This is a genomic window from Marinomonas piezotolerans, assembly GCF_003362755.1.
Lineage (GTDB): Bacteria > Pseudomonadota > Gammaproteobacteria > Pseudomonadales > Marinomonadaceae > Marinomonas > Marinomonas piezotolerans.
In genome coordinates, this window is the sequence record NZ_QKRA01000002.1 from 575,732 (window position 1) to 598,011 (window position 22,280).

A 22,280-nucleotide genomic window follows, 5' to 3' on the forward strand; every position below is an offset into this window, starting at 1 on the left:
CGTTTTAGCACTAAGGTGTACCAGCTTTATTGAAAGCGACACGTGGACGATGAATGATCGGTCTAAAATAGCTAACCATGTTGAACATGGCCTATCGTTATTGTGTTGGGGGTGTCCGTGGCGTTTAATGGCGATCTATGTAACGTTTTCGATTAGATAAGGTATGAGTAACTCGGGTATGACTCGCTCAGAACGTTTGTTAGCACTGTTGGATTTGTTGCGTCAAAGTCGTCGTCCCATTACGGCTGAAGCGATCAGTGAGCGTTTGCAAATCAGTGTTCGCACGGTGTATCGCGATATTAGATCGTTACAAAGTCAGGGTGCTCATATCGAAGGGGAAGCGGGAATTGGCTATCAAATGCAGCCTGGGTTTTGGTTGCCACCACTGATGTTTTCTGAACAGGAAATTGAAGCGTTGGTGCTGGGCATGCGTTGGTTGAAGCGTAATACTGACCCAGAGCTGGCTAACAGTGCTTCCTCATGCATGGCAAAGGTACTGGATGCGCTCCCCGCTGAAGTCGTCGATCAAGTGCACCACAATACGCTGTTGGTGGGGAGTAGACAAAACACCGACCCGCAAGCGAGCCATGAATTGCGGCAAGCCATCCGCACAGAGAGCGTGATTGAGTTCGACTATCAAGATGCGCAAGGCGCGCTGACGACCCGCCGCGTATGGCCGTTTGCGATGGGTTACTTTTCTGAGGCAACGGTATTGGTAGCGTGGTGCGAAACCCGCAACGCCAATAGACATTTCCGAGTTGATCGCATGCAAAACCTCATCATCACCGCAGAGCGTTACCCAACCAGCAAGCGTCTGTTAGCTAAGCAATGGCGTGTTGAGGAGGGGATTCCTGAATCATGGCCAATATAACAAGACCAGCCGAGACAATAATCATGACGTGATGCGTCGCTACTGACAAAAGTTGTCAGTACGTGGCGATACACTCCTTGAGTCCATTAATCAAAAGGAGATAGGTCATGAATCTTGCCGGTTCGGTGTTATATGTTGCGGACATCCCAAAAAGCGTCGCGTTTTATCGAGATCTTTTCGAGCGGGAACCTGCCCATTTAGGGGATGTTTTTGCTTTGTTTGAATTGGAAGGGGGCCAATTGCGTCTTTGGCAACAAGAAGACGTCGAGCCTGCGGTACCTGATGCAGGCAAGTTAGGTACAAAAGGCGGCTGTGAATTGGCTTTTGGTACAGGTGGTGAAGAGGCGTTGCAACGCCTATTCGATAAAGTGACCACTATGGCTGATGTGATACAGGCTCCGCGTCAACTGTCGTTTGGTAAAGCCTTCACAGCGCTTGATCCAGATGGTCATCGGTTACGCTTTATGCACGTAGAAAGGTAGACGATTAGGCGTTGCCTGTGGGGAGTATCGCGCTAGCGGTGCTTCCCTAATCTCTTCGCTCTAAGACGGCTTTCTGACGTTTACATCGCTCAGAACAGAACTTAACGTGAGGCCAATCACGCTCCCATTTTTTGCGCCATGCGAAGGTTCGCTCGCAGACTGGGCATATTTTCTCAGGTAAATGGGGTTTCTTATGTGCCATGTCTTCCTCTGCCACAAATCATCGTCTGGATTGCATGCCGTGGCGCTGCAACACGTTTTTGCTGGCGCTGCGCACATCGCTGCGACTGCGGAAGCTCCATAAACGCTCGCGAGCGGCTTTTGCCGCACTGTCTAAATCGACCATAGGGAATGGGTAATCGTCGCCCAGTTTGAAGTCGTTGAAGATGGCTTCCATAGGCGGTTGTTTCCAAGGTTCGTGCAGGTATTCATCGGGTAAGTGCTCTAGCTCGTGACACCAGCGACGAATGAACACGCCGTCAGCGTCTTTTTCCATGGATTGTTTGATTGGGTTGTATAAGCGGATGGTGTTGATCCCTGTGACAGAGGCTTGCATTTGTACCTGTGGATAATGAATACCAGGTTCGAAATCAAGAAAGTACTGCGCTAGGGGTAAGCTGGCTTCTCGCCAGTGAATGTTCATATGGTGCGTCATAAAGCTAATCAGCATCGCCCGCATACGGAAATTGATGTAACCCGTTTCTTTCAGGCAACGCATACACGCGTCGATTAACGGAATGCCTGTTTGGCCGGCCTGAAAGCGTTCAATGTCGTCTGCGACCTGATTATCGGTGCGATAGCCAAAGGCCTGATACGCGCTGTTTTGAGGTAGAAACTCCATTTGGCAGTCACGCTCGAACTTTTGCATAAAGTGACAGTGCCAATGAATACGGGATAAAAAGGCGCGCATTGGTTTCTTCCAGCCATATGGCGCGTCTTGCAGAAAGGCTTTGGTGGCTTGGTATACCTGTCGAACGCTGAGATTCCCCCATGCTAAATAGGGCGATAAACGGGAGCAATGCTCTTGGCTCAAGCTCGGGCTGGAGATGCCTTTTTGATAGCCTTTACCACGGGTACTAAAAAAGCTGCTCATTATTTCTCTGGCGGCTTTTGGACCTCCCTGCTGAAATTCTGCAGTGACGGTCGTATACGCTGGGTCAAGTTCGGGAGGTTGGTAGTCTTCCAGTGCTACCGGCTGCAAACGAGACCAATCTGGTGTTACTTGCTTCCCCTCCATCACGTGATACCAATGTTTACGCCAATCAATAGACTGCGTCGAACCACGGATGACCGCGCCCGTTGCGAATTCGTGCCATGCAATATTCTGTTCTGCTAACCAAGCTTTGACGTCTAAATCGCGATCAAATGTATTTTTCAAGCCGATTTCTTGATGGCTATAGAGTGCTTGAATCTCAAATTGTTGATGCAAAAAAATGAGCAGACGGATCATGTCTTGGTTAAAGATCCAAATGCGAGCATGGAAGCGAACCAGTTGTTGATTAAGATCGTCAAGAGATTGGCACACAAAGCGCCAATGTCTCGCCGTATAGTGTTCATCTGCGAGTAGCATCGGCTCAAAGTTATATAGCATTAACGTGGGATAAGGTGAATCAAACGCTGCCGCTAAGGGCTCGTGGTCCGATAACCGTAAGTCACGTTTGAACCATACCACATTGATTTTTGTGCGCATTCGGATCCTCAATCACTCCTAGCGAGTTTGATTCAATACGTCCGCAATGCTGTCTTGGATTGGTGCTTGATACGCTAATCAAGCAGAGGAGGGAAGTGCGCCAAAAGATGTCGTAATCCTTTGGCGCATCGTATCTCTAAAGCAAATCGGCTTTAATGATATAAAGTTGGTTAGCATCAACTTGGTCTGTACTTAGGTACTTTTGCTCAAGTTGACCATTTGTCGACCACGTAGCAAAGTCGTCGTCGTTAAGGACGCCCAAATGATGGTGGTCAATGACCCATAGACCTTCCATTTTGTCATGTGGGTAAGACACTTCTTTGACCATATCGACGACTAACGATTTACTCACAGGTTGGATGCCATATTGGGCCAAAGCGGACCAGCCATTTTGCTGTGCATATTGCTCTAAGGTTAGGCCCTCAATCATCAAACCATGGTTCGGATCGCGTTTAACGGAATCCGATAGTGCCACCTGAGACAAGGGTGTTCCGGTGCTTAGGTCGATGCGGTATACGTGTTTTTGGGCGTTAGGGTTCGCCTTTTTGGGACCACCGAGCAGAAAGCTGCCATCTCGCTCAATGACTAAAAACTGATCCTGAGTCAACGCGGCGATTTCGGAGTTTGAGTTTTCATTTTTTTCTTGGCGATACAGATATTGTTCGGTGTCGCCAGTTTTCAAATTGACGGTCACAATACGTGTTAAGTTGCCTTTCTGAGCCGCTTTATCCGGGTTCTTCATTGTGGACTGCATGATGCCGACGAGTGTTGTTTCATCGGGTGTAATAGCAAGCCCTTCCATGCCGCGGTTGGCTCGACGATGTTGAAAGACGGCAGGTAAGTAATGGGTGTTACGAGCATCTGCTTGGAACGCATTGATACGGCCGATCTCGATGCCGTTAGCATCATAATGAACGATGTGTGGACCGTATTCGTCGCTGATCCAGAAGCTACCATCTTTCAGCGCGACCAATCCTTCGCCATCTAATCCATAGTCATCCAGTTTAATGGGGTTACTTTGTTGGTTATAAGGTTGGCTATCGTCCATGAGTACTGGCATACCATTAGCGTGATAAGGCGTTTCACCTGTTCCGCCCAATGCTGAAGAATTAGGTAAGCCTGAGATCAAAGTACCATCTGGACGGTGCAGCAAGATCTGCTTCACGAGGGAGACTTGTCCGTCGTCAGCGACCTCAAACAAACCAATACGGGGCGTGTAGTCGGCAACTGGGAAAGTTTTTCCTTTGCCGTAATCACCCGTGTAATTGGCATTTGGGCCGCGGTCCGTTAATGCATAAAACTGATTGGATCGCGTTGGATGAGCGGTCATCGCTGAGCCAAACCCACCATTGCGCACTTCAAAGGTTTCGTTGGTTTTTCCGTCTACTAAATCATCTCGCAAGACAGAGTACGGTAGTGTTGTGCCGCTTTTTGGGAAGTCATCTAAGAAGCTAAGAGGCTGCTCGGAAGAGGTGGTCGTTTGGCTCATACAGCCTGCTAACACGACGGTAGAGACTAGCCCTACTAAAATAACTTTGTTCGTAATCATTATTATTGCCTTTAACAACAGTGTTGGGATGTTTCTATAGCGTAGGGCCCAACCATGACGCTTTCATGACCTTTCGGTCACTTCGCATAAGGCTTTTCATTGATCGATCGGCTTTTGAAGGTAACGAGGAAAGTGGTTTTCTGGAAGCCGTAACGACCCTTTGGGTAGCATGGCATCATTATTGCTTTGAAATAGGCTAGATAAATGAAATCAGTAGGATGACTCCCTACAAGGCAAAGGCGCCTGAATCCGCAGCTTGACTGGTGCAATGGATTCAGGCGCTTTTTTTTGGGAGTGCCGCTAAAGGAGAGATGGATATGAAGTGGCTTAGCTACCCAGCATTTTTGTTGCTGCATACATTGGGCATGACAGGTGTTGTGCGGACCTTGATCGGACTGGTCGTGATGGCCGTGACGATAGAGTGGTGGATGTCATCATGGTTGACGACGGCATGTTGGGCGGTGCTGGCGTATTTTTCGATCGCAAGTTTATGGTTACTGCGCCAAGAGATCGCCCAGCTACAGGCATATTGTGAGCAGGCCGCCGAGCAGAATGATCAAGCGACTGTTAGTGCGAGTCACAGTATCTTGTTACAGCCCCTCAATCGCGGGTTTCAGCAATGGTTGAGCCGCGAACAGCGTCAACAACAGCTGCTACAGCAACGTCTTGATGAAATATCTCATTCGTCCCATGAGCTCAAACAAAGTGCTGCGCTGGTAACCCGTAATGCTGAAGGGCAAAGCGAGTCAGCGACGGTTGCGGCGGCCGCGGTAGAAGAGCTGAATGTGAGCATCGTCGAAGTCGCTAACTTAGCAGAACAGTCGCGGCAAACTGGCGTTGTGGCCAGCGAACAGTTGGACGATGGCATCACCCAACTCACTAATCTGGTGCAACAGGTGTCCGAGATGGCGCAACAGTCTATCGCCACCAATGAACTGATTCGGCAATTAAACAACAACTCACACACGATCAATGAAATGTCGGGCACGATCCGCAGCATTGCGGACCAAACCAATCTTTTGGCGCTGAATGCCGCCATCGAAGCAGCACGTGCTGGCGAGAGTGGTCGAGGCTTTGCGGTCGTGGCTGACGAGGTGCGCCGCTTAGCGCAGCACAGTCAGGAGTCGGCGGGAGAAATTAGCCGCAACATAGATTTGGTGCAAGGGAATATCAGCGAAGCCACGGTTCAAGTATCAGGGTTGACGGACATGGCGCATCAAAGTGCCGAACGTTCCGAAGCGGTTCGAGCGCTGCTCAGCCAAGTGCAAGCCCATACCCAGCAACTGACAGGGCAGGTTGATCAAGTCGCGGTCAGTACGGAGCAGCAAGGCAAAGCGGTGGCAGAAATCGCCGAGCTAGCGGACCAAGTACGTCGTGGGAATGCAGATAACCTGCAAGCAGCCGATCAGGCGCGCACTATCGCTCAACATTTAGCTCAACTAACGGGGTAACTATTATGGATAATATGTATGAACTGTCGATCCTACTTCTAGTTCTGTTGCTTCTGGCTGCAGTGTTTTTCGTCTTGCATCAGCGACTTAAGCGCAAGGCGCGCCGACATATTCAGTCGAACATTCAGCAACTGGCGTTGCTAAGAGGCCTGATTGCCGGATTTCAACGGCACCGAGGGTTGAGTAACGCGTTGCTTTGTGGCGACACCAGTATGGTTAAGGAGCTTGAATCCACAAGACAGACGTTGGATCAGAAGATTAGCGCCGCTCAATCTCAGCAAACGACATTTCGAGACGCATGGAACAGTTTGATTGATCATTGGTCCCGCTTGCGAGAAGGCCATAAAAATGACCCCGCCAACAATTTAAAACAGCATAATTTGATAATCCGTCACTGCATCTTTTTGATGGAAGATGTAGCAGGGGAGATCGATCTAACCCAAGGTCAAACGGAGCTAGAGTATTTGTCATGCATCTGGCACGAAGTGATTCAAGCGGCAGAATGGGCAGGGCAAGCTCGCGCAATGGGCACCGGTATCGCCGCTGCAGGGCATAGCAGCGCAGAGCAACGGGTCAGGATGCAGTTTCTATATCAGAAGATTGAGGGGCTTTCTGGTAAGGCGTTTGCCACCTTGCAACAACATACTACGAATAACCCCCAAGCGACCGCATTTCGACTGCAGCACAGTGAGCAAGTCGTGACAAACTTTTTATGCTGCATCAAACAAGAGTTGCTGGGGTTGGAGTCACCCAAGATTGCCGCGAAAGCCTATTTCCAACAGGCCACCCAATCCATCGATGAACTGCTCGGATTAGTGGATGTTGCGTTGGAGCATTTGCAGTCACGGCAACAAAGGTAAAGCAGTATACCCCGCAATGATATTGGCAGGTTTGTGAACCTATCCCGCGCTAAGGCGCAGGATAGGTTGGTTTGTTGTAACCCCTGCCTGCAATGGCTTCCATAATAGTAGAGTAAGTCGTTGTACCTACGGTTTTGTCCATGAGATCAATTGATACTGACACATCCGATTCATCGGTGAGCGCATCGGTGTCAGGGATGCCGTTGGTTACGTCTATGTCTTTGTCGTATACAAATCCGCTGCCTGCGGCGTATGTACAAGAATTAGTCGGTGCATAGGTAATATTGCTTGAGGCCGCGCTACTGAGTTCATAGCGTTGGTCGGTCGCGTCATAGGTCAGGAATTGGCGCTGGGCGTAGTCATGCCGAGTGGCTGTTTGTCCAGGCCCCGCCCAGTTACAGTAAAAGCCAAGGATGTCCCCTGAGGTCGAATTCTGAACCTGATCGCCGTATCCATAGTAGGCTTCGCCATTGTTGTTATTGCTATTGAGGCCAACAAATAAGATCCGCGCTGCACTATCATTGTCTCCTGCTTGCCAGGTGTACGCATAAGAGCCGCTCATGTCAGATTTGTCGAAATCAGACGTTAGGATGGTGAAGTTGTTTTTCCAAGCGCTGTTCGGCGCGACATGTTTAAGTGTCATGCCTGTGATCGATTCCGATAAGCCATCTTGATCATGGCCACATAAGCCTGCATAGCGGTGCTGAAAGTTGATGTCATCGCCATTACGTTTGTAATGCAACGAGCCATTATTGGTCGTACTAGAGCCCCCATGGGTATCAGCCGTGCAGTTACCGGACGGGTTGAAGTAGTCATCCATTTTGTAATTAATGACGCCTTCATAAGCGGAATTCGAGGTGCCTGGATGATGCTCCATCGACAACGAGATGGTTTGAGGTGTGGTCGCGCCGGTAGGCGGTGTTGGATCTGTGTATTCAAGGACTAATGTGTACGACCAAACCCCCGTAGCGCTTTTGGCCAATGTTGCTGTTGTGACACTGATACTGCTCGGTAGTCGGGCGTCCAACTCAGATGTTAAGGAAATACTATTGCCCGCTGTCGGAAGAGAGATGCCATTTGCTGAGGCCGTTGCCACCATGCCTGCGAAACTGACCATAGACATAAAGACTCGGCTCGCCGCGCCTTTCATTTGAGAGTTCAATTGGGCCGCCGCACATGCTTCGGTGGTTGTACCGTTGGCAGCGGTCCAAATCCCAACATCGCCAGAAGGGAGAGCAGGGAATGATCGATCGGTTAGATCCGCTGCGTCCGTGCCGTCTGGATGGTTGTCGTAAGCCACTGGTGGACCGAAGCATTCGGCATCGACGACGTCACCAAAGAAATAGGCAGGATCAAAGCGACTACTAAAGGTGGCCGCCGCTTCACCTGCGTCTTCCACTGCCTCAGACGCTTCTTTAAAACTGGCTCCATCCGATAGCTTGCTGGCTGAGACACGCTGAGTCGGCGATGTCACCATCATTCCGGTCGGGAAAATACCGTTCAGAGCGTCCTTCGTTGAGCTGGCGCTGGTGTCAGAATCTGAATCGCTGTTACAGCCTGCAATGGCGGCCGTTATCGCGAGGTAAATAACGGTTTTTTTCATCTTTCTCTCCCTTTGTGCACGCTTGGTTTTTTTCTATATTAGTCCCTTTATCGACGAAGATGTGGCTTTCTTCAGTATTATTGATGGTTTTTATAGGATTTTTTGATCTTAGTTTATGGTTTAGATGAGGCTCTTTGTGCACAATTTAGTCTTGGGGTGGCGTTATCAGTACGTTTTGGTACAGAGTCCATTTACGTTCAACGTCCGCCTATGTTCACTGCCATAAAAGCCATTTTCTGAATGATGACGAGTGCTTCAAGTTGGATTTTTATCTGCCAATTAGCTTTTTCTAGTGGTGGTAGGAGGGCTGGTTAAACGGCCTTGGTACTGTTTGGGTGTGGCGGCGGTGAAATGGACAAAGTGCTTGTGAAACTGGCTTTGGTCTTGATAGCCAACCAGTAAGGCGACCTCAATCAGAGGCATACCTTGTGCGATAAACTGTTTGGCCAGCTCGATGCGCTGGTTATGCCGCAGTGCGAGCGGGGATAAGCCTGTCTGACGTTTAATGGCCCGAATAAACCCTTCCTGACTCATGCCTTGTTCCGCGGCCAGAGCCTGAATGCTCTGCTCACTTTGAGTAATCCGGTCTAAATGGCGTGGCGAGGCGGGGGTAAGATCTCCCGCGTGTTGGATGATTGCAGTGAGGGGGGTGAGGTCATCATATTGAGGGTTAGAGAAGTCGTCTAACCATGCTTTGAGCGAGGCAAAAAGCGTTGCATCGCGCAGGACATGCTGTTTGGTTGTAAATACCATCTGGTCCGGATTTGCGTTGAGTACTTCGACACACCACTGTTGATCAATATACAACATGTGATAACTGCGGTGACCCGTTTTAGGATTGCAGGCATGTGCGCAATGCGGTGGGATCAGCACCATGTCGCCCGCCTGTAGGTGGTATTCGCTACCGTTAATGGTGCTCCGAGTAGTCCCCTCTAGCACAACGCCCAATGAAACGGTCTCATGCTGATGCGTTTTATACGCTAAGCCACTGTTGAACGTGGAGCGCAGCGTTAAAAAGGGCAAGCGAGGGTGGTCGATAAAGTGTTGTTCCTGCCGTGAAGGCACCATTCTCTGTTCATCCTCTCTGGGTTATGAATGAGTGACGCATTAAGCAGGGTCAATTTCTGACAATCATTACTGAATGCGATTTCTTATGATGCCGTCTCTGACACGGAGACCGCAAATATGATTGAACAGTTTATTCCGCAAACCTTTTTCGTGCTAGCACTGGCGCATTGGTTAGCGTTGTTGAGCCCTGGCCAAGACTTTGTCCTTCTTATTACCCAGACATTACGCTTTGGTCACCAACGAAGTCGTTACGCAGTCATTGGCATTGCGTTGGGAAATTTACTGTATATCGCCTTGGTGATCGTTGTTGGTGCCACGCTACGAGAATACCCCATGATATTTAATGTGATTCAATGGCTGGGGGTAGTGTATTTGGCATGGATCGGCGTCAATCTATTGCGCGCGCAGCCAGCTTTGATGGAGGTGACGGTAACTCGTACGCGGTTGTCGAATCGTTGGCATACCTTTTTTCTTGGACTGGGGTCGGCGGTTCTGAATCCCAAAAATGCATTGTTCTATTTAAGCTTAATGAGTTCAATCTTAGGAGAGCAGGCAACCGTGCTACAGCAAACCGTCGCGGGTGTATGGATGTTCCTCGTTGTGCTTGTTTGGGATTGGGTGTTGGTGCTTTGGATCGCTCAACCCGCGTTTCGTCAACGTGTACAGCGCTATTTACATTGGCTAGAGCGGGTTTGCGGTGGGATATTTATTGGTTTAGCGGCGGTGTTAGCGGTTTGGCGCTAAGGTGGCGCTAATGGCTTCTTCTAGCGGGGTATGCGGTTCTTCTCCGAGCAGCGACACCAGTTTTTCATTGCTCATTCTTAATGGATACTGCCATAAATAGCGCATCTCAAGAAGCTCCTTAAAGGTCTTGTTAAACGCTGATGCGACGTAAATGCTCCACCAGGGAAAGGCTTGTAGGCGCGGCGTATGGCCTCTTTGGTCCGCAATCACTTTGGCGGCCGTGTTGGCCATTTGTGTGCCGTCATGGTCCCAGTGTCCATTCATATGAAAACGAGCGAAACGAGGGAGCTCTTCGCGGCGTAAGATCAATTGCATCATGGTTTCGGCCACATCTGGAAGATAGGCCCATTGATGTCCCACACCTCGCTTTGCGAGGGTAAACAGTCGTTTACTTGTAATGCCTTTGGGGGCGATGCCTTGTTCAAACCAGCCACTAACGCTGGTCGGCCCAAAAAAATCTCCGCAACGCAGGAGAATGCATTGGCCTCCTTGTTGTGTGAACGCCTCCAATTGCTGCTCCATCGATACTCGTACTTTCCCCTTTTTACTGGTGGGCTGTTGAGGTGCGTCTTCATTGATATGGGTGCCGGCTTGGGCACTAAAGTTGTAAATATTACCCGGTACGACGACACAGGCTTGTTGATGTTGCGCAGCGTGCAAGGTACTGCACAGCATGGGGATGACGAGCGTTTCCCAGTCACGGTAGCCCGCTGGGTTGACGGCATGCACGATTACTTGGCATCCCTGACTGGCATTGAGCACGTCCGCTTGATTAAGGGCGTCCCCTTGTTGCCACTGAATCGGAGAGTTAGAAGGTACATTCGAAAGGTCCCGTTTCAGCGCTGTCACCTGCCAGCCTTGCTGCAGGAGTTGTTGAGTAATGACGGAGCCAATACCTCCCGTTGCACCCAGCACCAAGGCTCTATTTGAGTTTGAGTCTGTGTGGCTGACGGAGGTTGCGGTGGATTGAAAAGCGGATGGAGAAGTCATGATATTGCCCTGTTGTAGTGGTGGTATAGGGATAGATTAGCTATTCTTTTTGTTATATAAAATTGTCTAAAATAGCTTATCGGGTATTCAAAAATTTATGGATGAGTCAATTAACTGGACGCTGTATCACTCCTTTCTGGCGGTTATGGAGCATGGCTCGTTATCGGGCGCAGCGCGTGCCACAGGCTCGACTCAGCCTACCATCGGTCGGCATATTTCGGAGCTAGAGAAAGCATTGGATGTCAGCTTGTTTGTTCGTACGCAAACGGGGTTTGTCGCGACGGATATTGCGCATGAATTATTGCCTCAGGCGCAGCAAATGGCCAGTATGGCTGCTTCAATCATACGCTTGGCACAGCGGGCAGGGGACGCTATCAGTGGCACAGTGCGTATTAGTGCCAGCGAGGTGGTTGGGGTAGAAATTCTGCCAGCAGTGCTTGCAAAACTTAGGCAAGCCTATCCTCAACTCGTTGTAGAATTGGTTATCTCAGATGCGCCCCATGACTTGTTATACCGCGAGGCGGATATTGCGCTGCGTATGTTTCGTCCTACTCAACAAGCGTTAATCACGAGACGGCTAGGGCAACTTGAATTAGGTTTTTTTGCCCATCGCCGCTATCTTGAACAGCACCCTGAACCGCAGACAATTGCAGATCTAAGCCAGCATACGCTGATTGGGTTTGATACGTTGTCAGATTATATTCGCAACCGTGTCGACAAGATGCCATTCAAGATCGACCGCCATGTATTTCAATACCGCTCAGATAACAGCTTGGCGCAGTTGGCGATGTTGCGAGCAGGCGTGGGGATCGGCGCTTGCCAAGCCGCGCTGGTTGCTGATGATCCCGATATCATCTCGGTATTGCCTGGACAGCTCGATCTCAGCCTTGAGATGTGGCTTACAATGCATGAAGACTTGAAACGCAGTCGGGTGTGTAAAGCGGTGTTTGACTTTTTGGGGGCTGAGCTCGTTAACCAAGCGCAGTAATAGACGGCCTTCCAGCGCCGAATTTTAGCTATAGAAATAGGTGTCGATTTTATCCGTCATCAGACGTTTGCATTCAAATTCGTCAGCGCTCACGATGAGGTCATACAAGCGTGGAGCAAGAGTGATAAAGTGATTAATCGTTATTAACGCTCTACGAGTAAAGTCCATTCGCTCTGCCTACATTGAATCAACAACTTGATAAGTCCAGCCTATGCTGACAATACGAATTGGCGCATTGTTAGCATAGGCTGGATTTTTTGGTCTATTGAACAAGGCTAACGGAGAAACCTTATGTTTTGCTTAAGGTATTGGGTTAGACGTTTTACGTTAGTGCTTCATGGTAAAAAAGAGGCCAGCGACTAGCGTCTTGTGCTGTATACGCCGCCCGGTACTTTGTAATCCCAAACGGTCCATTTTTGTTGGGCGACCGTTTCTTTGGCTTGAAATTGGGATACTACCGTCGCTTGAACGCGGCGGTTTCTCTTTCGGTCCGCCTCTGAATCATTTGGTAAAACAGGGCGTGACTCACCGTAACCCAGTGCCACGATGCGTTCGATATCAATTTTAAACTTTTCTGACAATACTTTGGCGATGGATTGAGCGCGCTTTTGCGACAAGAGTTTGTTGGCGGCCGCATCGCCAACATCATCGGTATGGCCTGTAATAATGGCGATGGTGTTTGGGTTTTTCTGTAGGAATTTCCCGAGCCGCAGTAAACCTGAGTAGAAGCTTGGTTTGAGTTCATGCTCTCCTGTACCAAAGTGGACATCAAGCTCCCCAGAGAGGTAGTGAACATCGTGTTCTGGGCACCCGTTATTATCGATGACGCTATTGGGGGCCGTGTCTGGGCAAAGGTCTCTGGCGTTAATCACACCATCTTTATCTTGGTCTTTTAGGCGTAGAGAGATGTCTGGAGCGTTGTATAAACTGCTGGCATTCGCAGCGGTAAGAAAAGGTAACGTGAGTAGAGAAATGCATGTGTGTTTGATCATCCTGTACATTGTTTAGACTCCTGTCAAAAAATAATGCCGGACGATTCTACCAATCCATGATCGAAAAACAACCAAACGAGGAAAAAATAATAAGATTTTGTTATAGAAGGTTAATGACACACAAATCGTCATATGGGTGTGTTAATCAAACTTGCTTATTTCGTAGGTCTTATTGTCGGTTAATGTGATCACCGTTCAACGGCAAAATAAGAGGGTTTGTTTACTCTGGATTTGCGATGCGTGCGGTGTTTACGTTGAGATTAATGCATGTGAGTTGAAGACATTTATAGGCGTGTTTTTGCAGGTATTAGGGTAAACTTGACGCTAACGCCTATTTGGAAAGGGTTGTTTTCAATGTTTTTTAGTTCTTTGCGTCGACCAAACAATCTCTCCCAAAAAGTGATGCGAGTGATTTTCTCCATCTATTTAGTGGTTACTCTGCTCATCACAAGCTTACAGTTTTTGGGAGAATACCTAAAAACTCAAGACGCCATTGTCAGCGAGTTAGAGCAATTAGAGGAAACCATACGCGGTCCGATTGCGACCAGCTTATGGCAGTATAATCAAAGCCAATTGAATGCGCTGGTCTCAGGCGTGATCCAATTACCCATTATCGAAGGGGTGGACGTGTTCGATGAAAATGAGCAATTGGTCACTTCAAAAAGAATTTATGAAAACAACGCAACGCCTATCTCGCTATTTAATTCGACATCTGCATTACATTGGTCGATGAACGACGAAAACATCCCACTAGGGACCTTAGTGCTTTATTCCTCTTCAGACGTTGTATTTGAGCGAGTTTGGTTTGGTTTCACCTTGATAGCCGTGACGGCCTTTATAAAGCTCACGATTTTATTCTGGTTATTTATTTGGGCGTTTGACCGCTACTTGGCGGCGCCGCTTAGGGAGCTGATGTCGCAAGTTGATGAAGTACAAAAAAGCCAAGATGTCAGCAAGCGTATTGAGTTATCCAACACCGAAGCGAATGAACTGAGCCGATTGCAGAGCCATATGAATACGATGCTCAGCACTATTTCGACAGACCGAACGCGCTTGATAAATGATGAGCAAGCTAAGCGAGATTGGCTGGAAGACGCCGTCGCGAAGCGTACCGAAGATCTAGAAACATTGAACGAAAAGTTGAAACACTTAGCGACAAGAGATTCCCTAACACATGTGTTAAATCGCGGCAGTTTTTTTGAAGCAGCACAGCAGCAGCTCGCTCTTTGTCAGCGCCAGCAATCGACCGTGACATTTATCTTAATGGATCTTGATTACTTCAAGCGTATTAATGACACCTATGGGCATTATGTGGGTGATAAAGTGTTGATTCATTTTACCCAAACGCTGCAAACCTTTTTAGGCGAGTCTGATCTTTTGGGAAGAGTTGGTGGAGAAGAGTTTGCCATATTGCTTATCGAGACGGGATTAGACGACGCATTTGAGATCGCTGATAAGATACGCCAAGCGATCAGTGACTCAGTGTTGCACGTCGATGGTCACAATGTGACCTATACTGTGAGCCTTGGCGTTGAGTCTTCAAACCCAGAAGATCAACGCATCGATGAATTGTTTAAACGTGCCGATTTTAAACTCTACGGCGCGAAGGGGAATGGGAGAGATTGTGTTGAGAAATAGTAAACGCAGCATAGTGTCTTTATTTATATACGTTCTTGGGCTTTCTTTTGCGAGTGCGGGCTACACGACAACGCTAAAAGTGTGCTACGACCAATGGCCCCCGATGACCATATTTCCAACCGCAAGTGCACCACAGCGCGGTGTCATCATTGATATGTTGGAGCACATTTATTCTGAACAAGGCTATACACTGGAATACTACGAGGTGCCCCTCGCGCGCGGCTTAGACATGGTCTCTGAAGGAATGTGTGACATGTTGCCAGAGTTTTTATATACCAAAAATCCAGATAATGGCTTTATCTACGCAGATGAGCCTACCTTTGCTTACGACAGTGCGTTTGTCATCAGGCGAGGAGATCCTTGGCGATACGATGGCGTCTCATCATTAACGGGGCGTCGTATAGCGACGGGGCCGGGTTGGGATTACAGCTCTATGAGTGCGGACTATCAAGATTATATTGATGACCCGAAAAACGCTCAGTCTGTGGAGGTCATCGCGGGGGATCATGATGTGATTGACCGTATCCTCGAAATGATTCGTTCCCATCGAGTGGATGTATACGCCGATAACGAGCTGGTCCTTCAGTATGTGCTCAATCAGTTAGATTTACATGATTCGCTGCAAGTGGTCCGCCCAGGACTAGAGAAACCGCTTGTCGAAATGCCAATCTTTTCCAAGCAAATACCCTCAGAGAAAAGGCAAATACTGATCAATATTTGGAATGAAGGCCGCCTAGCGATGAAAGGTGAGCCGCAGCAGATGCTGCTAGATCAGTATCAAATCTCGTTGGGTAATCAATAAGCTTTTAAAGGCCCTTTTCAGCAGAAACAAAAGACGCGATACTCTGCGCCTCGCGATGCTCTCTTTTTAGATCATCTTCACGACGTTACGATTTAAGGCGAATCATTAAATGAGTTCATTGGGCACGGAAGCGGAGCGCACCCTAATAGGTAAAGGTGTGCTGTTATGTTTAGCGGCGATGCTGCTCTTTGCATCACAGGATGCCGTGACGAAAATGCTGGTTCAAGAAATGTCCGTGGCGCAAGTCGTCTTAGTACGTTATTGGGTGTTTGCTGTGTTTGCGATCGTTTGGGTGTCCCGAGCCAGCTCGGTTAGGCGTGCATTACGTTCGGTCCGCCCCAAGCTACAAGTATTACGCTCCCTCTTATCCATCGCTGAAATTGCGATTTTTAATCTGGCGCTACGCTATCTTGGTTTAGCGGAATCGCATTCTTTGATGGCGGTCTTTCCTCTAATGGCGATTGCTCTGGCTGCTCCTATTCTAGGAGAGCGAGTCAGTTTGAAATGTTGGTTTGCGGTGTGTGCGGGGTTTATCGGGACGCTGGTGATCCTGCGTCCTGGGTTGGACGTCTTCAAACCAGAATCTCTGATCCCCCTCAGTGCTGCTTTATGTTTTGCTGGGTACCATGTGGTGACTCGCCAAGTAAGCTCAGCAGGCGATGGGTTTAACACCAACATACTGTACATGGCATTGGTCGGTTGCGTGTGTGCAACACTCTTTGGTTTGACAGTATGGCGCGAGCCAAGCCCGCAAGAGTGGGTCATGTTGGCAGTGATATCTGTGTTAAGTGTCGCGGCGCAAATTCTGTTAGTCAAAGCTCTGGAGTACGCTCCAGCCTCGGTTTTACAGCCCTTCAATTACAGCTTATTAGTATTCGCGACCATTATTGGCTTTTTGGTCTTCAGTGAGCTGCCTGACTTCTGGACCATCGTCGGTGCTGGGATCGTTATCGTTAGCGGTTTGTACGTGATTATTCTACAGCGAGCCCGCCGATGATAGAAACAGGGCGGACGCACCTCAGAGCCGAACCGTTTCTTTCAGATTCCATCAAATACTCTGGTAATACGGTGTATAAATGCCAATGAAGTCTTCGATTGGTCTGAGTTGAAATCGTTCGCCCACGATGCGCGCACTTTTAATTCGGTCAATACGGAACATCCGAGAGGACTGCCTGAGGTGGTCCCAGGATGTGATGTACCAAATTGGCCAATTCAGCAAAATATAGTGTGCTTCAATGACCCGTGTTGTCTGTGCTCCCGTATCGGATTGATAGTCGATTTCTAAGCAGCATTGCTCTAGAAATGCTTCGGCGATGCTTTCTGAAATCGTGTGTTCTGGTGTGATGTATCGAGCGACAGTGTTAGCGCCGGCGTTGCTGCCGATCATAATGCGCTTACGGATATCACTGACGGCGCTGCGCTGTTGTTGAGGGAACGCTTGAAACAGTTTCTGTTTAATGGCTTTTAAGTTATGGGTTAGCAATGGCGATTGTAGGGATTCCATGATCGCCAAAGAAAGCAGCAGCTCAATCACTTCATGGTGGTTCAATTGAAGTCGATCCACTCCCCACCGACCATTTAGACGAATGCCACCCCCGCGGCCTCGTTCTGACTCAATTGGGTAACCAGCTTGTTTTAACTCTGCTAATTCACGCATCAACGTACGCTGACTGATGCCCAATTGGTCACGCAAGTCTGACGTCTTCCAGTATGTTTCCGAACGCAACAAACCAATGAGTCGGCTACGGCGCTCTGTGCGTTGTTCAAAGCTTTTATTGATCATTTAACTAATATGCCATTAAGCGGCATAAATAACCATATAGTTTGAATCAGAGGCAACAAACCCTTGCAGCGTCTACTACATTATTCAACGTCACCATGACGATAAGGAGTATTAACCATGAAGCATTATTTCAACCCTATGAGTCGAGCCATCACGACGGATTGGATGCTTAAAGAACTCGATGTTCAGCATGAGCGCATTCACATCGACTTGGCCGCGAAAGAAAATAACACCCCCGAATTTCGTCGTATCAACCCAATGGGGAAATTGCCGGTGCTGGTGGATGGCGATACGGTGGTGACGGAAGTATTCGCGATCTGCGCCTACTTAGCAGATAAATTCCCTGAAAAACAAATGGCCCCTGCTATCAGTTCGGAGGAACGCGGGGCGTATTACCGCTACCTATTTGTCGCAGGTAACACCATTGAACCTGCTTTCACTCTTGCCGCGTGCGGATACGAACACCCTGAACCTGTAACCGCAGGCTGGGGCGATCTATCTCGCGTACATACGACAATTGAAGAGATGACACCGGAAACAGGTTGGGCGCTTGGCGATGATTTTACCGCGGCCGATGTTGTGTTCGGTGGTCTGCTAGATTTCGCGGCCACATTTAAATGGATGGAGCCTTCGCCTAAGGTTGCGGCCTACATCGAGCGTATTCGACAACGACCCGCCTACCAAGCAAGCCACAGTGCTTTTTCATAAGTGGTCATCTCAAGACTGATTAGGCCCGCATAACAGCGGGCCTTGTTTGAAAAAACAGTGGATAACCCCCAATACGAGCATTGGGGTTTATGAGTAAAGCCAGCTTCCTTGCTTGCTTTTTAACCTTATTTTTTAAGGTTTTTTTGGATGGTATCCGTGTACCACTCTAGGAAGTTCATAATTCCGAACTCGAATGTTTCGGAGTATGGACCTGGTTGATAGCCAACGGAGTTGATGCCTAGTTGGTTTTCCTCACCAAGGATACGGTCTTGGTCATTTGTGGCATCCCATACTTGACGCAGACGAGCAGGGTCGTAATCGACACCTTCTACTGCATCTTTGTGTACGAACCACTTAGTGGTCACCATAGACTCTTGAGCAGAGATCGGTAGCACTCGGAATACGATGAAGTGATCAGACTGCATGTGGTTCCAAGAGTTTGGTAGATGAAGAATACGCATCGAGCCAAGTTCAGGGTTTTTGATATTGCCAAGCATTTTTTTACAGCCAGCTTCCCCATCAATCGTCATCACTTTGGTGCCTTTTTTCAGAGGCATACGGACGATACGGTTACGTTTACCTGGGCCGAAGCTACGGTGCTCGTGCGGGATGCCTTCTTCATCCCATTTAGCGGCTTGCTCAGCGTAATGGTCTAGGAAATCCTGTGGCGCACGCGGATCGTTCGTGTCGTCCCATTCTAAAATGGTATTTAGAAGTTCTGGATGATTCCCTGCACAGTGGTAACACTCACGGTTGTTTTCGATAACCAGCTTCCAGTTCGCTTTTTCGTACATGTTGGACTCTACGGCCAGCTTGGTGTTTTCTACGTCGTAAGGTGCCATGTACTCTTCGAGTGTCGCTAGGAACTCATCGAAATCGCCTTGTGGCTCTTCTTTACCTAGAGAAATGAAGATGAATCCGCCAGCGGTTTTGCAGTGTGCTTTCTTCAAGCCGTGTTGCGATTTGTCGAAGCTATCGCCCATTTCTGTGCCAGCATACAGTAGGTTGCCCTTTAGGTCGTAAGTCCACTGGTGGTAGGGACACACAAGGTTAGCTACTTTACCGCGGTGCTCAAGGCAAACGCGTGAACCACGGTGGCGGCAGGTGTTATGGAATGCGTTTACAGAGCCGTCCGCATCGCGCACGATTAGGACAGGGTTTTGCGCAATTTCAACGGTAAAATAGTCACCACGATTAGGGATTTCACTTGTCATCCCCACGAATAACCATTCTTTCTGGAACACTTCCTCCACATCAACACGGAACATGTGAGGGTCGTTGTACAGTGGTGCGTCCAACGAGTAATTTGCTGGGCGAGCCTCAAGCAATTGAGACATTTCTGTACGAGCTTCTTGAACAGTTGCGTAACGCATATTTAACAAATCGTTTTGATTCATTAGATTGATCCTCTATAACAAGGCTGAGTTGATGTAGATTCTCTCGTCGGATCGATAATGCTAGGTTGGCTTTTAAGCGCGCCCTTTTTTATCGTTATAATTATGAGGCCAACTTTACTTATATTTTGAAAAGGGAAATGATCAATTACGACACTTCAAACGAAAGTTGTGACGGTGATTGTTACGTTTTGCATTCAAAAACTATTCTTTTGATTTAGGTCAATAGTGGTCTGTAGCAACTGGATAATTAGAAAGGGTGTTTTCGAACTACTACATTATTATTCGCGTCTTTCGATTCCCGTATCAGATCATCTCCTGCCATCGCTCGCGAAGATTTCGCTAAACGATCATATAAAACAACGTTTACAGACGCGGCTAAGTTCATGCATCCGATGGTCGGTACAAACACAACATGATCGGCTGCATCCACCACGCTTTGCGCAATGGTTCCGTCTTCTGGGCCGAAGATGTACAGCGCTTTGTCGGGGTGTGAGAATGCAGGAAGTGGCGTGGCGCCCGGTATCAGATCGACACAGATGATTTGGGTCTCGTCATCCACAGCATCGCAAAAATTCATCGCATCTAAATGATCAATGTGCTGTAGCGGGATGGCGCTAGATACCTTTTTTGTATCAGTAGCCATTTTCATGGCGCGGTCATAACGCGTCCCCGAATACAGCACTTGATCCACCTGATAGCAGCCTGCAGCGCGCATAACGGAGCCGACATTCTCGGTGCTCTTGGGGTTGGTGAGCCCGATGGTGACAAATTCGGTTTTCATGATTGTTTTTAAAATCTAGAGAAGAAAGGAGGTGCGCATTATAACATTTTAAATGGGAGGCTGATGAACTTATCGCTGATCTGAAAAAATAGAATACTTTCTGACCAAAAAGTTAACAAAATAGTTGACTGTCGCTTGTTCTATATATAGAACGTTCAATATATAGAACAACTTTAGAGTCGCACAATGGATAATCCAAATCTCAACAGTCTGGGACAAAACCTGAAAACCTTACGTATGGCGCAGGGCATATCTTTGTCTCAGTTAGCAAGCAACGCTGGCATCGCGAAGTCTAATCTCTCTCGGATTGAGCAGGGAGGTGGCAATCCAACCATTGAAACCATTTGGCGTTTAGCAGGACAGTTGAATGTGCCGTTTGGTGACTTGATTGCAGGAAGCCACGAGTTTGTAGGGGAAAACGGCATTCAAGTTAAGTTAGTCGATCAAGGCTCAGATGACCCAAAAGTGGATGTGTATTGGATGTCGTGTGCGGCCAATACGATGAAAGAGTCGGAAGCCCATACTCATGGCACGACGGAGCGGCTGACATTGATTAGCGGCGAGCTGTATATCGGCCCAAAGGATGCTATGCAGCGACTGACGGCGGGCGATACCTATGTTTTAAAAGCAGATCAGCCTCATAGTTACTTCACAAAAGAGAAGCCTGCCACCGCAATACTTGTCATTACTTACCCAAAACAAAAGGACGTACCATGAATACCGCCACAAATACACTGTCCAGCAATCCATGGAAACAAGGTGCGAAGGACGCTCTCCCTTTGCTTGGTGGCTATGTTCCTGTGGCGGTTTCCTTCGGTTTAATCTCGGTGCAGTCCGGATTTGGTGTTTTGGAAACCATCTTGGTGTCCGCGTTTATTTATGCGGGCGCGTCACAATTTCTATTTGTGGCGATGGTGGTCTCTGGTGCGCCATTCTGGCTTGTTATTGTGATGACACTGCTGATCAATTCTCGCCATCTGGTGTATGGGCCTAACATAGCGCCGTACTTAGAAAAAGATATTCGCTGGGTACCGCTGATGCACTTACTAACCGACCAGATCTTTGCTCTGTCGCTTACACGGATGCCGACTATGTCAGCGAAGGAGCGCTTTAGGTGGTACGTCAGTGCGGGGATAATTGCGTGGCTAAGTTGGATTTCAGGAACCGCGTTGGGAGCCATTGTCGGGGATGAGCTGATGCAGCGTTGGCCGCTGATTGGTGAGGTGCTGCCGTTTGCACTGCCAGCTTTATTTTTAGTGATGGTGTTGCCTCGATGCTCGGATCGCCGTTGGACGATCACTATGGTGGTTGCAACCGCGACAGCTATGTTATTGAAACTGTTCGGTTTTCCTAATATTGCCATTCCTGCAGCAGCCATTTGTGGTGCCTTGGCCTATTACGCGATTCAATCCCAACCAACTAATAAAGGAGCGATTTCATGAGTGGTCACACTTGGATGATTCTACTTAGTATTGCGCTGGGCACGTATTTGATCCGCACCTTACCCTATTTATGGATGTCGCGAAAACTGAATAAACAGGCGGCGCAAGGTGGTGTTGGGAGTACACCTGTTTGGTTAACAATACTGGGGCCCACGATGATTGCCGCCATGTTTGGTACCTCCTTAGTGCCGGTTGAACCCTCGTTTTTTTCATGGATTGCCACGGCGGTTGGCTGCGTTGCTACGTATTTAATGTGGCGACGCACCCGCTCCATGGGTTATCCGATTGTGGTTGGCGTGTTGGTATTTGGTGCATTGATTGTCCTCTTTGGTTAATCCGTCAGCGGAGATTGCGAAGAGGCTACGCTTACTTCAGCCACTTCGCTTGATCTATTGGCGCTATGATTTATAGTCAGAGACCGTCATATCAATACGGGTACCA

23 protein-coding genes are annotated in these 22,280 nt (G+C 48.5%); 13 read left to right on the plus strand and 10 right to left on the minus strand.

Features of this window, described 5'->3' with window-relative positions; genetic code table 11:
- Nucleotides 1-163: 163 nt before the first annotated feature.
- The gene (locus tag DN730_RS06695; RefSeq protein WP_245957907.1) at nt 164-871 is read left to right on the plus strand and encodes a helix-turn-helix transcriptional regulator; all 708 of its coding nucleotides are present in this window, start codon (nt 164-166) and stop codon (nt 869-871) included.
- 107 nt (nt 872-978) lie between these two features.
- The gene (locus tag DN730_RS06700) at nt 979-1,353 is read left to right on the plus strand and encodes a VOC family protein (RefSeq protein WP_115467327.1); all 375 of its coding nucleotides are present in this window, start codon (nt 979-981) and stop codon (nt 1,351-1,353) included.
- A gap of 46 nt (nt 1,354-1,399) precedes the next feature.
- On the opposite strand, the gene DN730_RS06705 is transcribed toward DN730_RS06700, so the two are convergent.
- The 3 genes from DN730_RS06705 to DN730_RS06715 form a co-directional block, all read right to left on the minus strand.
- Nucleotides 1,400-1,555 carry a DUF2256 domain-containing protein gene (locus DN730_RS06705; RefSeq protein WP_115467328.1) on the minus strand — a complete coding sequence of 52 codons (156 nt, stop codon included), beginning with the start codon at nt 1,553-1,555 and terminating at the stop codon, nt 1,400-1,402.
- Between the two features lie 18 nt (nt 1,556-1,573).
- Complete coding sequence (locus tag DN730_RS06710) at nt 1,574-3,043, minus strand: cryptochrome/deoxyribodipyrimidine photo-lyase family protein (protein WP_115467329.1); 1,470 nt, start codon at nt 3,041-3,043, stop codon at nt 1,574-1,576.
- Between the two features lie 136 nt (nt 3,044-3,179).
- Nucleotides 3,180-4,592 carry an esterase-like activity of phytase family protein gene (locus DN730_RS06715; protein WP_170139009.1) on the minus strand — a complete coding sequence of 471 codons (1,413 nt, stop codon included), beginning with the start codon at nt 4,590-4,592 and terminating at the stop codon, nt 3,180-3,182.
- Between the two features lie 317 nt (nt 4,593-4,909).
- On the opposite strand from DN730_RS06715, the gene DN730_RS06720 reads away from it, so the two are divergent.
- Both DN730_RS06720 and DN730_RS06725 read left to right on the plus strand, forming a co-directional pair.
- Nucleotides 4,910-6,043 (plus strand): methyl-accepting chemotaxis protein, encoded by a 1,134-nt coding sequence (locus DN730_RS06720; RefSeq protein ID WP_115467330.1) that lies wholly within the window; start codon nt 4,910-4,912, stop codon nt 6,041-6,043.
- A 5-nt stretch (nt 6,044-6,048) separates the two neighbouring features.
- Entirely contained in the window at nt 6,049-6,903 is an 855-nt protein-coding gene (locus tag DN730_RS06725; RefSeq protein WP_115467331.1) for a nitrate- and nitrite sensing domain-containing protein, read from the plus strand.
- 49 nt (nt 6,904-6,952) lie between these two features.
- On the opposite strand, the gene DN730_RS06730 is transcribed toward DN730_RS06725, so the two are convergent.
- Both DN730_RS06730 and DN730_RS06740 read right to left on the minus strand, forming a co-directional pair.
- Nucleotides 6,953-8,506 carry a hypothetical protein gene (locus DN730_RS06730; protein ID WP_115467332.1) on the minus strand — a complete coding sequence of 518 codons (1,554 nt, stop codon included), beginning with the start codon at nt 8,504-8,506 and terminating at the stop codon, nt 6,953-6,955.
- Between the two features lie 279 nt (nt 8,507-8,785).
- Nucleotides 8,786-9,574 carry a helix-turn-helix domain-containing protein gene (locus DN730_RS06740; RefSeq protein WP_115467333.1) on the minus strand — a complete coding sequence of 263 codons (789 nt, stop codon included), beginning with the start codon at nt 9,572-9,574 and terminating at the stop codon, nt 8,786-8,788.
- A 117-nt stretch (nt 9,575-9,691) separates the two neighbouring features.
- Here DN730_RS06740 and DN730_RS06745 point away from each other — a divergent pair, with 117 nt between their 5' ends.
- Entirely contained in the window at nt 9,692-10,318 is a 627-nt protein-coding gene (locus DN730_RS06745; protein ID WP_115467334.1) for a LysE family translocator, read from the plus strand.
- Here DN730_RS06745 and DN730_RS06750 read toward each other — a convergent pair.
- On the minus strand, nt 10,301-11,308 hold the full coding sequence (locus DN730_RS06750) for an NAD-dependent epimerase/dehydratase family protein (RefSeq protein WP_115467335.1): 1,008 nt from the start codon (nt 11,306-11,308) through the stop codon (nt 10,301-10,303). The genes DN730_RS06745 and DN730_RS06750 overlap by 18 nt on opposite strands.
- Before the next feature lie 97 nt (nt 11,309-11,405).
- Here DN730_RS06750 and DN730_RS06755 point away from each other — a divergent pair, with 97 nt between their 5' ends.
- The gene (locus DN730_RS06755; RefSeq protein WP_115467336.1) at nt 11,406-12,296 is read left to right on the plus strand and encodes a LysR family transcriptional regulator; all 891 of its coding nucleotides are present in this window, start codon (nt 11,406-11,408) and stop codon (nt 12,294-12,296) included.
- A gap of 359 nt (nt 12,297-12,655) precedes the next feature.
- Here DN730_RS06755 and DN730_RS06760 read toward each other — a convergent pair whose 3' ends face one another.
- Nucleotides 12,656-13,297, minus strand: coding sequence for an OmpA family protein (locus DN730_RS06760; RefSeq protein WP_115467337.1), 642 nt, complete (start codon nt 13,295-13,297; stop codon nt 12,656-12,658).
- A gap of 345 nt (nt 13,298-13,642) precedes the next feature.
- Between DN730_RS06760 and DN730_RS06765 the strand changes: the two genes are divergently transcribed.
- From DN730_RS06765 to DN730_RS06775, 3 genes are all read left to right on the plus strand, one after another.
- The gene (locus DN730_RS06765; protein WP_115467338.1) at nt 13,643-14,926 is read left to right on the plus strand and encodes a sensor domain-containing diguanylate cyclase; all 1,284 of its coding nucleotides are present in this window, start codon (nt 13,643-13,645) and stop codon (nt 14,924-14,926) included.
- Complete coding sequence (locus DN730_RS06770) at nt 14,916-15,728, plus strand: substrate-binding periplasmic protein (protein ID WP_425452711.1); 813 nt, start codon at nt 14,916-14,918, stop codon at nt 15,726-15,728. The genes DN730_RS06765 and DN730_RS06770 overlap by 11 nt, the downstream gene beginning before the upstream one ends.
- Nucleotides 15,729-15,837: 109 nt before the next feature.
- Nucleotides 15,838-16,725, plus strand: coding sequence for a DMT family transporter (locus DN730_RS06775; protein WP_115467340.1), 888 nt, complete (start codon nt 15,838-15,840; stop codon nt 16,723-16,725).
- A gap of 51 nt (nt 16,726-16,776) precedes the next feature.
- Here DN730_RS06775 and DN730_RS06780 read toward each other — a convergent pair whose 3' ends face one another.
- Nucleotides 16,777-17,511 carry a helix-turn-helix transcriptional regulator gene (locus DN730_RS06780; RefSeq protein ID WP_115467341.1) on the minus strand — a complete coding sequence of 245 codons (735 nt, stop codon included), beginning with the start codon at nt 17,509-17,511 and terminating at the stop codon, nt 16,777-16,779.
- A gap of 117 nt (nt 17,512-17,628) precedes the next feature.
- Here DN730_RS06780 and DN730_RS06785 point away from each other — a divergent pair, with 117 nt between their 5' ends.
- Nucleotides 17,629-18,219 (plus strand): glutathione S-transferase family protein, encoded by a 591-nt coding sequence (locus DN730_RS06785; protein ID WP_115467342.1) that lies wholly within the window; start codon nt 17,629-17,631, stop codon nt 18,217-18,219.
- 125 nt (nt 18,220-18,344) lie between these two features.
- Here the strand turns inward: DN730_RS06785 and DN730_RS06790 are convergent, their stop codons facing one another.
- Together DN730_RS06790 and DN730_RS06795 are read right to left on the minus strand one after the other, a co-directional pair.
- Nucleotides 18,345-19,616 (minus strand): aromatic ring-hydroxylating oxygenase subunit alpha, encoded by a 1,272-nt coding sequence (locus tag DN730_RS06790; protein ID WP_115467343.1) that lies wholly within the window; start codon nt 19,614-19,616, stop codon nt 18,345-18,347.
- 247 nt (nt 19,617-19,863) lie between these two features.
- Nucleotides 19,864-20,397 (minus strand): RNA methyltransferase, encoded by a 534-nt coding sequence (locus DN730_RS06795; RefSeq protein WP_115467344.1) that lies wholly within the window; start codon nt 20,395-20,397, stop codon nt 19,864-19,866.
- 186 nt (nt 20,398-20,583) lie between these two features.
- Here DN730_RS06795 and DN730_RS06800 point away from each other — a divergent pair, with 186 nt between their 5' ends.
- The 3 genes from DN730_RS06800 to DN730_RS06810 are packed head-to-tail and all read left to right on the plus strand — an operon-like array spanning nt 20,584 to nt 22,174.
- Nucleotides 20,584-21,114, plus strand: a complete 531-nt coding sequence (locus DN730_RS06800; RefSeq protein WP_115467345.1) for a helix-turn-helix domain-containing protein — start codon at nt 20,584-20,586, stop codon at nt 21,112-21,114.
- The gene (locus DN730_RS06805; RefSeq protein WP_115467346.1) at nt 21,111-21,839 is read left to right on the plus strand and encodes an AzlC family ABC transporter permease; all 729 of its coding nucleotides are present in this window, start codon (nt 21,111-21,113) and stop codon (nt 21,837-21,839) included. Before DN730_RS06800 ends, DN730_RS06805 begins: the two co-directional genes overlap by 4 nt.
- Nucleotides 21,836-22,174 carry an AzlD domain-containing protein gene (locus DN730_RS06810; RefSeq protein WP_115467347.1) on the plus strand — a complete coding sequence of 113 codons (339 nt, stop codon included), beginning with the start codon at nt 21,836-21,838 and terminating at the stop codon, nt 22,172-22,174. Before DN730_RS06805 ends, DN730_RS06810 begins: the two co-directional genes overlap by 4 nt.
- Nucleotides 22,175-22,280: the final 106 nt, after the last annotated feature.

Bases quoted from the DNA above. Each gene is read 5' to 3' on its own strand.
- DN730_RS06800 (WP_115467345.1), top strand. From the start codon at position 20,584: ATGGATAATCCAAATCTCAACAGTCTGGGACAAAACCTGAAAACCTTA.
- DN730_RS06790 (WP_115467343.1), bottom strand. From the start codon at position 19,616: ATGAATCAAAACGATTTGTTAAATATGCGTTACGCAACTGTTCAAGAA.
- DN730_RS06760 (WP_115467337.1), bottom strand. From the start codon at position 13,297: ATGTACAGGATGATCAAACACACATGCATTTCTCTACTCACGTTACCT.
- DN730_RS06695 (WP_245957907.1), top strand. From the start codon at position 164: ATGAGTAACTCGGGTATGACTCGCTCAGAACGTTTGTTAGCACTGTTG.
- DN730_RS06805 (WP_115467346.1), top strand. From the start codon at position 21,111: ATGAATACCGCCACAAATACACTGTCCAGCAATCCATGGAAACAAGGT.
- DN730_RS06775 (WP_115467340.1), top strand. From the start codon at position 15,838: ATGAGTTCATTGGGCACGGAAGCGGAGCGCACCCTAATAGGTAAAGGT.
- DN730_RS06795 (WP_115467344.1), bottom strand. From the start codon at position 20,397: ATGAAAACCGAATTTGTCACCATCGGGCTCACCAACCCCAAGAGCACC.
- DN730_RS06750 (WP_115467335.1), bottom strand. From the start codon at position 11,308: ATGACTTCTCCATCCGCTTTTCAATCCACCGCAACCTCCGTCAGCCAC.
- DN730_RS06765 (WP_115467338.1), top strand. From the start codon at position 13,643: ATGTTTTTTAGTTCTTTGCGTCGACCAAACAATCTCTCCCAAAAAGTG.
- DN730_RS06785 (WP_115467342.1), top strand. From the start codon at position 17,629: ATGAAGCATTATTTCAACCCTATGAGTCGAGCCATCACGACGGATTGG.
- DN730_RS06705 (WP_115467328.1), bottom strand. From the start codon at position 1,555: ATGGCACATAAGAAACCCCATTTACCTGAGAAAATATGCCCAGTCTGC.
- DN730_RS06810 (WP_115467347.1), top strand. From the start codon at position 21,836: ATGAGTGGTCACACTTGGATGATTCTACTTAGTATTGCGCTGGGCACG.
- DN730_RS06720 (WP_115467330.1), top strand. From the start codon at position 4,910: ATGAAGTGGCTTAGCTACCCAGCATTTTTGTTGCTGCATACATTGGGC.
- DN730_RS06710 (WP_115467329.1), bottom strand. From the start codon at position 3,043: ATGCGCACAAAAATCAATGTGGTATGGTTCAAACGTGACTTACGGTTA.
- DN730_RS06740 (WP_115467333.1), bottom strand. From the start codon at position 9,574: ATGGTGCCTTCACGGCAGGAACAACACTTTATCGACCACCCTCGCTTG.
- DN730_RS06700 (WP_115467327.1), top strand. From the start codon at position 979: ATGAATCTTGCCGGTTCGGTGTTATATGTTGCGGACATCCCAAAAAGC.
- DN730_RS06725 (WP_115467331.1), top strand. From the start codon at position 6,049: ATGGATAATATGTATGAACTGTCGATCCTACTTCTAGTTCTGTTGCTT.
- DN730_RS06730 (WP_115467332.1), bottom strand. From the start codon at position 8,506: ATGAAAAAAACCGTTATTTACCTCGCGATAACGGCCGCCATTGCAGGC.
- DN730_RS06755 (WP_115467336.1), top strand. From the start codon at position 11,406: ATGGATGAGTCAATTAACTGGACGCTGTATCACTCCTTTCTGGCGGTT.
- DN730_RS06780 (WP_115467341.1), bottom strand. From the start codon at position 17,511: ATGATCAATAAAAGCTTTGAACAACGCACAGAGCGCCGTAGCCGACTC.
- DN730_RS06715 (WP_170139009.1), bottom strand. From the start codon at position 4,592: ATGATTACGAACAAAGTTATTTTAGTAGGGCTAGTCTCTACCGTCGTG.
- DN730_RS06745 (WP_115467334.1), top strand. From the start codon at position 9,692: ATGATTGAACAGTTTATTCCGCAAACCTTTTTCGTGCTAGCACTGGCG.